Annotated in this window: 12 protein-coding genes; 7 read left to right on the top strand and 5 right to left on the bottom strand. The window is 40.1% G+C overall.

Annotated elements, in window-relative coordinates:
* Positions 1–10: 10 nt before the first annotated feature.
* The 4 genes from SD427_RS04345 (at position 11) to SD427_RS04330 (ending at position 3,876) form a co-directional block, all read left to right on the top strand.
* Positions 11–1,117, top strand: a complete 1,107-nt coding sequence (locus SD427_RS04345) for a DUF5700 domain-containing putative Zn-dependent protease (RefSeq protein WP_320560066.1) — start codon at positions 11–13, stop codon at positions 1,115–1,117.
* 158 nt (positions 1,118–1,275) lie between these two features.
* Positions 1,276–1,848, top strand: a complete 573-nt coding sequence (locus SD427_RS04340) for a hypothetical protein (RefSeq protein WP_320560065.1) — start codon at positions 1,276–1,278, stop codon at positions 1,846–1,848.
* 174 nt (positions 1,849–2,022) lie between these two features.
* Complete coding sequence (locus tag SD427_RS04335; protein WP_320560064.1) at positions 2,023–2,874, top strand: transketolase; 852 nt, start codon at positions 2,023–2,025, stop codon at positions 2,872–2,874.
* Positions 2,875–2,928: 54 nt separating this feature from the next.
* Positions 2,929–3,876, top strand: coding sequence for a transketolase family protein (locus tag SD427_RS04330; RefSeq protein ID WP_320560063.1), 948 nt, complete (start codon positions 2,929–2,931; stop codon positions 3,874–3,876).
* Between the two features lie 58 nt (positions 3,877–3,934).
* Here the strand turns inward: SD427_RS04330 and SD427_RS04325 are convergent, their stop codons facing one another.
* The 5 genes from SD427_RS04325 to SD427_RS04305 all read right to left on the bottom strand — a co-directional run bounded on the left by SD427_RS04325 (position 3,935) and on the right by SD427_RS04305 (position 11,741).
* Positions 3,935–4,747 carry a GLPGLI family protein gene (locus tag SD427_RS04325; RefSeq protein ID WP_320560062.1) on the bottom strand — a complete coding sequence of 271 codons (813 nt, stop codon included), beginning with the start codon at positions 4,745–4,747 and terminating at the stop codon, positions 3,935–3,937.
* A gap of 2 nt (positions 4,748–4,749) precedes the next feature.
* Positions 4,750–5,661, bottom strand: coding sequence for a hypothetical protein (locus tag SD427_RS04320; RefSeq protein ID WP_320560061.1), 912 nt, complete (start codon positions 5,659–5,661; stop codon positions 4,750–4,752).
* Between the two features lie 225 nt (positions 5,662–5,886).
* A complete protein-coding gene (locus tag SD427_RS04315) occupies positions 5,887–6,264 on the bottom strand; it encodes a hypothetical protein (RefSeq protein ID WP_320560060.1) in 378 nt (125 codons plus the stop codon).
* A 75-nt stretch (positions 6,265–6,339) separates the two neighbouring features.
* Positions 6,340–6,810: an Lrp/AsnC family transcriptional regulator gene (locus tag SD427_RS04310; protein WP_027386613.1), complete on the bottom strand. Its 471-nt coding sequence runs from the start codon at positions 6,808–6,810 to the stop codon at positions 6,340–6,342.
* 134 nt (positions 6,811–6,944) lie between these two features.
* Positions 6,945–11,741, bottom strand: a complete 4,797-nt coding sequence (locus tag SD427_RS04305) for a translocation/assembly module TamB (protein ID WP_320560059.1) — start codon at positions 11,739–11,741, stop codon at positions 6,945–6,947.
* Between the two features lie 4 nt (positions 11,742–11,745).
* On the opposite strand from SD427_RS04305, the gene tsaD reads away from it, so the two are divergent.
* The 3 genes from tsaD to SD427_RS04290 are packed head-to-tail and all read left to right on the top strand — an operon-like array spanning position 11,746 to position 13,907.
* Positions 11,746–12,762: a tRNA (adenosine(37)-N6)-threonylcarbamoyltransferase complex transferase subunit TsaD gene (gene tsaD / locus SD427_RS04300; RefSeq protein WP_320560058.1), complete on the top strand. Its 1,017-nt coding sequence runs from the start codon at positions 11,746–11,748 to the stop codon at positions 12,760–12,762.
* Positions 12,759–13,166, top strand: a complete 408-nt coding sequence (locus SD427_RS04295) for a hypothetical protein (RefSeq protein WP_320560057.1) — start codon at positions 12,759–12,761, stop codon at positions 13,164–13,166. Before tsaD ends, SD427_RS04295 begins: the two co-directional genes overlap by 4 nt.
* 45 nt (positions 13,167–13,211) lie before the next feature.
* The gene (locus tag SD427_RS04290; protein WP_320560056.1) at positions 13,212–13,907 is read left to right on the top strand and encodes an RsmE family RNA methyltransferase; all 696 of its coding nucleotides are present in this window, start codon (positions 13,212–13,214) and stop codon (positions 13,905–13,907) included.
* The last annotated feature ends 22 nt before the right edge of the window (positions 13,908–13,929 follow it).

Raw genomic sequence — 13,929 nt, 5'->3', positions numbered from 1 at the left:
AGATACAACCATGAAAAAACATGTATACTGTACATTTATCATCCTTTTTTTTGCCGGTTTTCTGAACCTTTCAAAAGCACAGACATTCCATATGGAAGCTCTGGATGCCTACTGGAACATGATTGAACCACTCAAAAAAGGAGATTCACTTTCACAGGAAACCTGGCAGAAATTTCTGAATTTAGAACCCAACCAGACATACATTCAAAATCAGGGTTTTGATAAAGATTACCTTGAACGCCTGAGAAAAAGTATTGAAGTGGTGTATATGCCTAAAAATGCGGATGTCCTGCAGAAAAGAGTTGCAGCGATAGAAAAAGATCCGGCCTCGTACTGGCTTACCTACAAAGTGTACGTTTACAAACAGCATGAAAAAGAATTAAAGGAGTTTCAGGGCAAGCTGGATACCAAGGAATATTTTGCAGACTGCTACAGGAATACCTTCAGTATGCTGCCAAAAAATCTTCAGGTAAAAGATGAAAAAATCAGCATCTATCCGATAGGAATAGAAAACGACGCCATTGCCGGAAGCGGCACGGTAATCGCCACGCTCTGGAATTTATACAATGCAGATAAAATTCAGAAAGGAGGGCTTTTAGGTCATGAAATACACCATGTTCTAAGAAAAGGCTTTGATTTTAAAAATGTTGAAAAAAAGGATGAAGGCCTGATGTACTTTTTGCAGGTCATATTAAACGAAGGCTCTGCAGATTTGATTGAAAAGCCGACCAACATAGCCAGTGAAAAGGTTTTGCCTTATGCGCTGTGTTACAAAGATTTTCTCATTCCGCAGGCAGACAGCATCGTTTCCGTGGTTAACAGAAATATTATCGATTTAAAGACCTCAGGCGGGAAAAATTTTAAAACTGAAAAAGACTACAGGAATCTTGTGCAGTGGACCAGCGGACACAAACCCGGGTATTACATGGCAGATATTATTGTGAAAAACGGATTAAAAAAACAACTGCTCCAAAATATTCAAAATCCTTTTCAGTTCATCTACCTGTATAATAAAGCGGCGAAAAAAGATCCGGGTAAGCCATCTGTTTTTTCTGATGAAGCAATGAGCTATATTAAAATGATAGAAAAAAAATACTGGCCTTCCCGTTTTAATTAAAGGAATGTACTGCCGGAAATTCTGCGGAATGAACCAAACGGTAAAAAACAGTATTTTCCCGATGTAATTTCCGTGGTTTCCCCATAAAAACCATAAAAGTTTTAGGATAGTTTTGCAGTATAAATATTGAAAACAAATCTTATGAACACAAAATTTTTATGGCTTTGCTTGCCGTTTCTGCAATAATCGGCTGCAGCAAAGAGGAAGATGAAGCAGTGCAGCAGCCCGCCAAAGTATACGCAGAAGAAAGCCCACTTTCTGCTTATATAGCCAATTCCGGATTTAATCAGGTCTCGACAAATTTTATAAACTCAGGATCGTATGAATTCGGTCTGCGGTTTTCTCCAAAAGTAAAAGGGAAGATAAATGCGGTGTCAGTAAATATTCCGGACAGCGCGCCAACGATCCGCGTTACCATCTGGGATGCAGACACAAAGACAGTTCTGAAAACCATAAATATATCCAGTGTGGTAGCCAACGTTGAGAAAAAGGAAACCATTGAACCGCTTATGCTTCAGAAAGACGGAAAATATGCGATTACTTTTAACTCCAATGACTGGTACAACCGTACCCGCACAGGGAATACCCCAATAACCTACCCTGTTGCAGCAGGTAACATTTCGTTTGAAGGATATAACTGGATGGCAACTTCTGCCCAGTCTTTCCCTACCAACGTAAGCAGTACATATTATGCCGGCGATTTAGGATTTGTATTCCAGCAGGTTGATTAGTATATATCATTGATTATTTTTTTCAGGATTCCGCATTTTTAAAGTGCGGATTTTTTTTTGAATAAAACTGAAACAGGTAATTCATGCCAATTTAAAATTTAATAATCTCGGCAGGCAGGCATTTCCATAAACAAGTAAAAAATTGTAAATTCGCATGCAAATAAATCCTAATATATGAGTAAAAGTATTGAAGAGCTGAAATCTCTTACTACACAAATCAGAAGAGACATTTTAAGAATGGTTCATGCTGTTAATTCCGGCCACCCGGGCGGAAGTTTAGGCTGTACGGAATATTTTACGGCACTATACGGAAAAGTGATGAATTATAACCTTTCTTTTACAATGGAAGGTAAAAATGAAGATCATTTCTATCTTTCCAACGGACATATTTCTCCGGTATTCTATTCTACTCTGGCCAGATTCGGGTTTTTCCCGGTTGACGAACTGAAAACATTCAGGAAACTGGATTCCAGACTTCAGGGCCACCCTACTACCCACGAAGGGCTTCCGGGAATAAGAATCGCTTCAGGATCTCTCGGTCAGGGGCTTTCTGTGGCTCTTGGTGTAGCGGAAGGGAAAAAATTAGACGGAGACAACTCTTTGGTATATACGCTGCACGGTGACGGTGAATTGCAGGAAGGACAGGTTTGGGAAGCTTTGATGTATGCTGCCGCTAAAAAGGTAGACAACATTATTTCTACCATAGACTACAACGGACGCCAGATTGACGGTGATACGGATGATGTATTAAGTTTAGGGAACCTTCACGCCAAACTGGAAGCTTTCGGATGGATTGTTCTGGAAGAGAAAAACGGGAACGATCTTGAAGCGGTTATCGCCATGCTGGAAAAAGCAAAAACGGAAACCGGAAAAGGAAAACCTGTCGTTATTATTCTTCATACGGAAATGGGATTTGGTGTGGATTATATGATGGGGTCTCATTCATGGCACGGTAAAGCGCCTAATGATGAGCAACTGGACACGGCATTCAAGCAATTGTACCTGGAAGCTCCTGCTGATTATTAATTATACGTAATGAGTAATTGGTAATAAGTAATCTTAATTAATAATTAGAAAAAAATGAAATTTACATATACTGAAAAAAAAGATACCCGTTCAGGATTCGGGGCAGGATTAGCTGAACTTGCAGATAAAAATCCTAATGTTGTGGCATTGTGCGCAGACCTTATCGGTTCCCTTAAAATGGAGAAATTTATTGAAAAGGCTCCGGAAAGATTTTTCCAGGTGGGCATTGCAGAAGCCAATATGATGGGCCTTGCAGCAGGTTTAAGCATTACCGGTAAAATTCCTTTTACCGGAACTTTCGCCAACTTCTCTACATCAAGGGTATATGACCAAATCCGCCAGTCTATTGCCTACTCCAATAAAAATGTAAAAATCTGTGCTTCCCATGCCGGGCTTACTTTAGGGGAAGACGGTGCCACGCACCAGGTTCTTGAAGATATCGGTATGATGAAAATGCTTCCGGGCATGACGGTCATCAACCCTTGCGACTACAATCAGACGAAAGCGGCAACCTTAGCCATCGCTGATTTTGAAGGCCCTGTTTACCTGAGGTTCGGAAGACCGGTAGTGCCTGTTTTCATTCCTGAAGATATGCCTTTCGAAATCGGAAAAGGTATTCTTTTACAGGAAGGAACCGATGTAACGATTGTGGCAACCGGGCACCTTGTATGGGAATCTCTTTTGGCTGCGGATGAGCTTGCCAAAGAAGGTATTTCCTGCGAGGTAATCAACATCCACACCATCAAGCCGCTGGATGAAGAAATCATCCTGAAATCAGTAGAGAAAACAGGTAAGATCGTAACGGCTGAAGAACACAATTACCTCGGCGGTTTAGGAGAATCCGTTGCCGGAATGCTGGCCAGGAAAAGACCGACCCGACAGGAGTTCGTTGCCGTAAACGATACTTTCGGAGAATCTGCAACCCCTGCTGAGCTGATGAAGAAATATAAAATTGATTCTGCTGCCGTACAGGAAGCAGTGAAGAGAATTTTAGAGAAATAAATTTCTTTCTGAAATATAAACTGAAAGCATCCGGATCTGTCCGGATGCTTTTTTTATTTTAAAAAATAAGAATATAGGTTTTCCTGTCAACCGGGTTATTGTACTTTTCAAAAACACCTTTTACATAGTCATTCATATCTTTATAAGAACCGTCTTTTTGGCCGCTGAAGCTATAGTCAAACTGATCACCATAACTGTTCCGTAAAGTAAAATTTCTTGCGCCCGGCTCTTTTAAAAAATTTGAAATAAATGTTTCAACCTTTTTCTTTTTTACGGATGTGTATTTACTGGTCTGAAAAGAATGGAAATAACTTTCTGATGTATGCCGGGTAAGCTCAACCATTTCAAAACTGTAATCCCCGTCCTCAGAATGTACCTTTAATATCAAGCCCGGTAAACCTGAAAATTTGTAGGGTCCTGAGGTAATGGGAACTTCCGAGGTAAATAAAGCAATCCATTGCCTTCCATCCAGCTCTATTGCAGCTTCCTGAACTTTATACCCTTTAAACTCAGACGTTTTGTTATTTATTTTCCAATCCGTTTTTAAAGCCTCACTGAAAACAAAATACAGATCATTAAAGTTTCCATAATATCTACAGCTGTTTTCTTCCCGGATAACGGTAAATCTTAAATACGGAACCTGATCTTCTTTTTTACTGTTTATCGAATCTTTCTTGTTTACATAATTATAGAAGATGCTTTTAGATTCAGACAGGGTTTCCAGGCGCATATATTCTGTTTTGAGATCTGATTCATCTTTCTGCGGATGAAATTTTACTTTATAAAGCACCTGGTAGTTTTGAGAAAAACCAAAGAAGATTCCGCCGAACAGAAACATAAAAAAAAGCAGACCGTTAATATTCTTTTTCATTCTCAGTTGTTGAATTTTTCTTTTAATACGCCTTTATAATATTCCTTTTTCGGACTGTTGATTTCATAGAAATAGTTATAGTTATTTTTGAAGTAAAACCGCTGACAGCTTTCCGGAAGATGCTGTATAATTCTGTCTTCGTCTGTATTTTCAATTACAGAATATTCCGGAAAATTTATATTCAGCTGATGTGTATAGGGTATCAGATCCCGGATAATATTATACTGTACTTTATACCCACAATGATAATTCGGAAAATCTTTTTTAATATATTTATTGTAATAATACAGGATCAGTTCTTTCTTTTGAAGATCTAAAGTTTTCTGGCCTGTAAGAATAAGGTATAATGAAGCAACCCAGTCATTAATAGCATATTTTTCTGCACGCCTGTATATCTTATCTTCTGTACCCGTCGGGGATGCATTCAGAGTTTTAATTTTTGTAAGATAATCAGCAAGTACAAACTCGAAATAGCTGATCAATTGTTGGGTATTGGTATTTTTACTCAGAATATCCTGATAATTTCCTATATTTTTATAAAGAATATAATGTTGCTGGTTGATAACCAGATTATGCAATGGCGCTTTATCCCCTTTAAATTCAAGGGTTTGGTCAATACTGTTTAAAACATTGATATTCAATGATTCATTGGGATTCAGTAAAATCGGAATGTCTTTACTGATTATTTTTCGTCCGTTATCAAACTCAATATTCAGAAAATCGATTTCTTTATCGGCAAATACTTTCTTTTCTCCTTTACCTAATTTTAATACCTGATTTTTATACCTTATTTCTAAAGGATAGATATGTTTGTTTTCGACAGATATCCGCTGGCTGAAAATTTTAAAGAATAAAAACAGTAAGAGAATACTTAATATTCTCTTACTGTATCTGTATGATTTTTTTAACTTCAATTAATTATCAGTTTAGGCCTGTATGAAGACCTTAATTCGAGTCAAATATAACAGTTATTTCTTTTTACATTGAAATTATTTTATTACATTAACTATCTGATATATAATTATTTTCTACAGATAATCTGAATAAATTTATCTTATAAAATTAAATCTGCTTTGCAGTTTAAAAAATCAGTTAAATATGAAATTTTATAACAAGAAATTTTTTACTGATTATAAAAGTCATCTGAAAAACTTCCACTTCGGGATAATGGCCAGCATCCCGAAACCGGTGAACAGGAAAAGATTGGTTACATCTGTATAAAGAAAGGTTGAAAGATAATAATTGTGCATAAAAAAATGCAGGACCAGAAATGCGGGGAAGGTAAAAATCCCGATTTTCCTGTAGAAGAACATCAGGACGAGGCTTACGGCCATCAGTGCATCAATGGTAAAAATAATAAAGGAATACCATGGCGGAATATTCAAGTATTCATGCTGCAGGTATTCGTCCAGATCAATCCCGAACCCCATAATAGTAAATAGCATCAAAGCGGCAAATGCCAGGATGAACCCCCATCCTTTTTTCGGATCTTCATCAAAATAGCTGTATTCTTCCATAGGTACAAAAATAAAGAACTTATGAGAAATTCCATAAGTTCTTTTATATAATTCGTTTAAAGCCTGACCAATTGATTAGATAGAAATCGCGTTGATCAGCCTGTTTTTGTCACTTAAGTACTCTTCCATGGAAATCATACTTTCCGTTCTCATGACATCCTGAATATCATCGATCTGATAAATGATTCTTTTTGCATCATCCGTATTTTTAGCTTTCACCTTGCAGAAAATATTATATTTTCCGGAAATAACGCTGGCTTCAATGACGTTTGGAAGCGTTGAAAGTTCTTTTAAAACTTCCTGCGTACGGTTTGATTTTGTCAAAAGGATTCCGATGAAAGCCGTAAAGTGGTAATCCAGCTTTCCATAATCGATATTAAGAGATGACCCCAAAATAATACCTGCATCCTCCATTTTTTTCACTCTTACGTGAATTGTTCCAGCAGAAACATCCATCTGTTTCGCAATTTCTGTAAACGGCATTCTTGTGTTTTCTACTAAGAAATCAAGAATTTTTTTGTCTATTTCGTCCAGTTGATAGTTCATATTAATTTAATTACAGTTTTCTTAAAAAATCAATGTATTTTTTGCAAATTTAGAAAAAATTATTTAACTAAAAAAATTATACTAAACATTAACAATAATTAACACGGATGATAAAAATCATTAAAAAATCACAATTATTTAGTTGCTGATTTTGTAGAATCTGTTTTTATTTCATTTTTATTCTGCTGTATTTTTTTATCTTTTCCTTTCTTTTTAAAGAAAGAATTGAAGCTCTTGCTCCATACGATCCCTCCGCCATACGCCTGATTAGCAGTTCCGTTTGACCCGGCACCGTTAACCACCCCGATATTGGAAGGTTTGGAGTAGCCTCTCAGCAGCAGGCTTCCGTCATTCTTCTTGGAAATATCATATTCAATAGTTCCTTCACCGGACAGGTAATTGGTTTCCGTATTCTCAGTTTTGGTCAGTGGGATCCCTAACCCGGTCTTTACTTTAACCCTTGGTGAAAGCGCAAAGCTTACGCCTGCATTGGCCCTGTCCCCGATATTGGAATACTGGTCGCCTTTTACATAATTAAGGTCAATCTGGAATTCGTTGCTCATGGTATTCAGTACGGAGCCCAATTGTTTTAAGAGCAGATTGTATCCGGAAGATTCCGCCACTCCGGCAACGTCTACATCCACCCCACCGGTCCTGGAAACGTTAAAACTGTTTAACAGCAATATGGAACCGAACTGCAGTACTTTTTCTCCGTCCTGGCTCATTTTTGCCGCCAAAGTTTCTTTCACTTGGCTTGAAACATCCAGTGCGGTTACATCAAGATCTACCTTAGGATCTTTTAGCGATTGGGTAATATTGGCCTGAAGCAGGACACTTACAGGCTGCAGGCCTCCCATATTCAGGTATTCCCCAGCATTGGAGACCATTCTTACATAATTGGCCGTTATGTCAAGCGCAGGTTTCATGGCATCGCCGTCCCAGCGGATGCTGCTTCCTTTTTCAATCTGGAAGGTTTTATTCAGGATTGCTTTTGATATAAAGGTCCCGTTTTCCACTTTATACGTGCCGTTCATCGCAATACTGCCCTGCCTGCCCATCTGGAATCGCAGCTTTTCAGCTTCTCCTTTTACCATAATGCTTCCTACATCATCGCCGATCAGAACATTTACCGTAGTGCCTTTATCTACATCCAGTGCAAAGTCGATATTCATATTGGCACCTGATCTTTTCTTTTCTTCAAGCGTTACCAGACCGTCTTTCCCTTCCTTCAGGAACCTCAGCATTTTAAATTCTTCTACATTGGAAGTGGAACCCGAGTTAAAGGTAAAGGTACTTCCGTTCAGCGCTTTCATATTCGGGGTGGATATGCTTAAGGCTGAAACCGGCCCGTCCACATACAGGTCACCCTGCCCGTAAACCCTTCCCCAGAAAAGGTCATAATCTTTCTGAGTGGTATTTAACACCAGCAGGTTATCTGCCCTCATAACCAGGTTGACCCCCAGTGATGAAATGGTTTCAAACTGAATCGCCCCGGAAATATTCCCTTTGGAATTCGTCCTTCCGTCATGAACTTCAATATTGTTAAGGATTGCCAGCCCTTTTGTTAACGGGATCACCGTATCATCAAATGAATAATCCACTCCCGTAAACAGAAGCTTTAACCCGAAACCTTTCAGGGCAATATCACCGCTGTAATCCAGATTGCTGAACTTTCCGCTTACTTTAAGGTCCCCCGTTGCTTTTCCTCTTAAATTTCCGAATACCGTAGTGACAAACTGCTGGGCAAAGGCCACATCGAAATCCCTCATCTCGGCTGTAAGATCAATGGTAGGTGAAGCTGTATTATTGTTTACGGTTCCTGTAACGTGAAGGCTGTTGTTTCCGATAACACCGGCAGAATTCACTTTGATGTCAACGTCATATACATTGAGGGAAAACCCGTTTGTTGCAGAGATCGTAATATCGCCCATGTCATTCCCGTTCATCATGATATCATCAATGGTCATATCCACCAAAGGCTGCAGGGTACTTTTATCCATTTTAATCTGTACATTCCCGTTAGCCAGGCCTTTGATGTTCATGGTATTTCCGCCCGCCTGCATTTCCAGCAGCTTTTCAACTGCAAAATCTTTAACTTCTGCATCCAGATAGAAATCTTTGGCAGATTTAAACTGGGCTTCCTTTATAAACAATGCACTGTTGTCTGAATAGATCCTCAGGTTCCTGATGTCGAAATCCTTTTCTTTTTTACGGTATGTAATGGAATGGTCCAGCTCCGGGCTTGTATCAATAGCCCAGGTGACATCATTGAATTTAACTTCAGTAGGGTCAAACCTGAATACATAGTCGCCACCCGCATTGGTCGTCTGGTTGACATTGACGGCATAGGATTTAAGGCTGTCATCCAGCTCATCTTCAGGGCTTCCGTGTTTGAATTTTGCAGCCAGGTGAAGAACGCTGTTGTTTTCGTTCCTGCCGCTTAAAGTAATATCTTTGATAATATTTTTATTGTACTCTACCCTGTTGATCTTTGCGAAAATCTGCTCGTCAAGATTTGCCGTATTGATTCTTACCATCACACTGTCTACCATGGCGCTGTCCCTGGTGATGTTGTTCCGGTCATTTATGCTATAGGAAGGATTAGCTGCTGCCAGCGCCTTATCAGCTTCTGTAATTTCCTGAACTTTGGTCATGACATACTTAAGTGAAGCCGCATCAGCATTTAAGATCAGGTTGTTTGAATTTCCGTCATACTGCCCTTCTACTTTCGCGCCCTGGGGAATTTTCAGATCCGGCATAAAATAGCTTACCAACCCCTGCTGGATATCAAAATTCAAAGTAAAGTTCTGTCCCCTGTACAATTTGCGGGGCGCGGGGCCCACCAATACTTTATTCAGCCCGTTTTCCACCATACCTGAAAGATCAGCAAGGTTATATCTTCCGGAAATTTTACCATTTACGGCACCCGGGGCATCCACGTCAATCACCCGGCCGCCGTTTTCGGCAAATGTTTTTATTTTTGCCTGGGGAATGGAATATTTCTGAGTGGCTGTGGCAAAATTAATATGGTTTGCTTCCACATCCAAAGTAAGATCATTGAGGGAAGACATGGCCATTTTACCGTTCACCGTTCCGCTTACGATCTGATTTCCGGGCTTCCCGGTAAAATAATTCATGTTCAGATACTTGACATCAGCCTCCACATTCATGGCGATCCTTGAAGTGCTGAAGTCAATTAAGCCTTTAACGACTGCTTTTGCCTGCTCGTCATCCACCGTAATAAGTCCGTTGTATTTCTTATGGTCCAGTAATCCGTCAAGATAAAGGTTGTTGATTTCCTTGTTCATGATCTCAATGCTGGTGATCCGGGATTTCGTGGTCAGCCTCATGGTATTCACGTCGAAGCTCTGCCCGTTGACATCGAACCTTCCTGAAATAAGGCCTACGGATTTGTTTTTGGTAATCACCGATGTATTCAGGTCTCTTACTTCGGCAATCCCTGCATATTTCGGCATGGGGGAACTGTAATCCGTCAGGGAAAATCCGGTGATCTTTGCCTGACCGATCCCTGTCATCAGGTTCCCGCTTGAAATGTATACTTTTTTAGGGTTTACGCTTGCCGTTCCGTTGTACTTCAGCTTTCCGAAATCATCTGCAAAATTCTTCATTTTGGTCGCGATGAATGAAGGCATCATGGCTTTCAGATCTTTATAGGTAAAATCTGCTGACAGGTTATTGGTTTCAATGAGGAAGTTGCCTTTCAGCAGCCTGTTGATTTTCATTGTTTTTGTGGCAATATTCACATCGGGATTGCGGATCAGGAAATGGTCCAGCTTAAAACTATTCAGCGGCCCAGTCATCTTCCCCGAAATATTGAACGGCTTGAAATTATCCCAGTTGGTTACAAAATAGCTGATGTCATAGCCACTGAGCTGGCTGCCCAGCTGTACGTCCATTTCCCATTTCACTTTATCAGCAAAATCTGACCAAGAGCCGTTATCATGAAGATTGAATTTTATATCCCCCTGCAAAAGGCTGTGATCTGTATTTAAAGTTAAGTCTTCCAGGAACAGGAAATCCTTGGTCATTGACAGTTCCGTTGAAAAAGTATCTACTAAATGTGATTTCCCCCATCTTTTGGTGGTGAAGGACATGTTGTTGATCTGTGCTGAAATATTGCGCCCGTTAACTTTTACGTTCGGGGCTTTGAGATTGAAATTGGTAGCTGTGAGCCATTTGCCTTTTTCTCCGGGAGAATTTAAATTAACAATGGAAACTCTGGAATCAAGAATCTGCAGCCTGGAATTCAGCTGGAAAGGCGGCTTGTTAGGATCCGGTTTTTTTCCGCTGTCAAACAGCTGGGTAAATCGGATGAAATTTGAAATGCTGTCGCCTTTATAGGTAATAACCTTTATATCCGCATTTTTAAGCGTAAGGGAGTTGAAACTTAATGAATTGTTTTTGCCGATATTGGTGGCAAGCGAAAACCAGTCTGAATTGGCGGTAAATTCTTTAGCCGTAATAAAATCGGCGCCTTTATAATCCTTTATTTTCAGGCCTTTGATCTGTACATCCCCGAAGAAATCCACATCAACACTTTCGGTTGACATCTGTGCCTTGAAATCCCTGTTGACAATCTGCAGCGCCTGGTCAGCAGCCCACCTTTTGGTAGCCGGAAGATTGATGATTACAAAAACCGCCACTACAAGACTGAGGCTCAGCCAGAACAAAACCAGTAACAGCCTGGCCCACCAGGAATAGCTTGTCACGTCTTTTACCGCCTGCTTTCCAAACTCTCCGGCCGTTTCTACCGGATGTTTAATGGCATCACTGGCAAGTTCAGAGGCTTCCTTTACCGTCTCCTTTACCTTGCCTCCGGCATTCTCAACAGCCTTCTGTACCTGATCGCCCAGGTTTTCAGCTGCTGACTTTTTGTTATTATTCTCGTTATTATTCTCTAACTTTGCCATTATTATGAGCGACTCTATAATTTTAGGTATTGAATCATCCTGTGACGATACATCAGCAGCGATTATCAAGGGAAATTCTATTCTGTCGAACATTGCGGCAAATCAGGCGATCCATAAAGAATATGGCGGTGTTGTCCCTGAACTTGCATCGCGTGCCCATCAGCAAAATATCATCCCTGTTGTTGAAAAATCTTTTACTAAAGCAAATATACAACAAAATGCAATTTCTGCGATAGGGTTTACACGCGGACCCGGGCTTTTAGGATCGCTTCTCGTGGGAACCTCTTTTGCTAAGTCCCTGGCAATGAGTCTAAACGTTCCTTTAATTGAAGTCAATCACCTGCAGGCACATATTTTAGCGCATTTTATTGACGATGCAAATCCTGTGCCGCCCGGATTCCCTTTTTTATGCCTTACGGTAAGCGGCGGGCATACCATGATTGTGCTGGTAAAAGATTATTTTGACATGGAAATTATCGGGAAAACCACTGATGATGCCGCCGGGGAAGCCTTCGACAAAATCGGGAAGATTTTTGACCTGGATTATCCTGCCGGCCCGATCATTGACCGGCTGGCCAAAGAAGGGAACCCGGATGCATTCGCGTTTAATAAACCGAGGCTGGAGCAGTATGATTATTCTTTCAGCGGGATCAAGACTTCCGTGCTGTATTTTATCCAGAAAGAAGTAAGAAAGGACCCTGATTTCATCAAAAACAACCTTAAAGATCTCTGTGCTTCGGTGCAGCGCTGCATTGTTGAAATTTTAATGGCTAAACTGGAAAAAGCAGCAAAGGATTTGAATATAAAAGAAGTAGCGATTGCCGGAGGCGTTTCTGCCAATTCTGCCCTGCGGCAGGCCATGCAGGACAACCACCGGAAGCTGGGATGGAATATTTACATCCCGAAATTCGAGTATACGACCGATAACGCGGCCATGATTGCCATGGTAGCGCAGTTAAAATTTGAAAGAGGGGAATTTACGGATCTGAGAACTTCCGCCACCGCAAAATATGATTTATGAAAATACTGTTAGAAGAGAAAGTACTGGGAACGCAGTCTAAGAAAAATTCAAAATATTACTGGGTTTTAGAAACCGTTACAGGAAAGAATGACGTGACAGATTCTGAAGACGAAGATTATTTAATGATAAGTTCGGAAATTGGATATATTCAGAATATAAAGGAAGAGATATTAGAGAAAATCAATTCAGAAAATGTGTTCAGTTTTACTTATGAACCCAGAGAGGGCGATTATTTATCCATCAAAAATAATTTAAGGAAAAACGAATATCTGAATTTAATTTTTATGAATAATAAGTGGATTGAAGAAATTTACGCATGTTCATACAGAGATTGTAAAGGCGATATGTATACCACGATAAAAACCGGTGTCGCATTTTTAAGCGAGAATGAAATTACGTTTTAACATTCACTTATAGATAAAATTCAGGCAGACTCTAAATACCAAGATATGAAACTTTTTTTTGGCGAAATCAATAACGGGGAAGCAATCATCAACGATGAAGAACAACAGCATATCGTAAAGGTTCTCCGGATGAAAAACGGTGAACAAATCCACGTAACCGACGGAAAAGGAAATCTGGCTTCCGGAACCTTAGTTATTGAAGGGAAGAAAGCCCATATAGAAGTTGCTGAGATGAAAACGGATTATCCTGATTTTACGCCGAGGCTTCACATTGCCATTGCCCCTACCAAAAACATTGACCGCATTGAGTTTTTTGTGGAAAAAGCCGTGGAAATGGGTATTTCTGAGATCACTATTTTACAGACTGAAAAAACGGAACGCAAAAATATCAATATTGACAAGCTCAGGAAACAGGCGGTTGCCGCTTCCAAGCAGAGCCTGAGGTTTCATTTCCCCACCATTAATGATTCTGTAAAACTGCAGGATTTCCTGAAAAACATCATTCCTGAACATACTTTTGTGGCGCACTGCCATGAAAACCTGGAACGGATTGAGCTGAAGGAAATTCCTGTATCAGAATACATCACATTTTTGATTGGCCCCGAAGGTGACTTTTCAGAGAAAGAAATTTCATATCTGGCAGACCATCATGTAAAAGCGGTTTCCCTGGGCAACCAGAGATTAAGGACGGAAACAGCCGGTATTTTTGTGGCCGCCTGGAATTATTACAACCTGCAATAAAAGACAGAGGCCTGCTTGATGT

Source organism: Chryseobacterium sp. JJR-5R (genome assembly GCF_034047335.1).
Taxonomy (GTDB): Bacteria; Bacteroidota; Bacteroidia; order Flavobacteriales; family Weeksellaceae; genus Chryseobacterium.
Note: the sequence above shows the minus strand (reverse complement) of the source record. Positions and strands in the feature narration are given on the sequence as shown.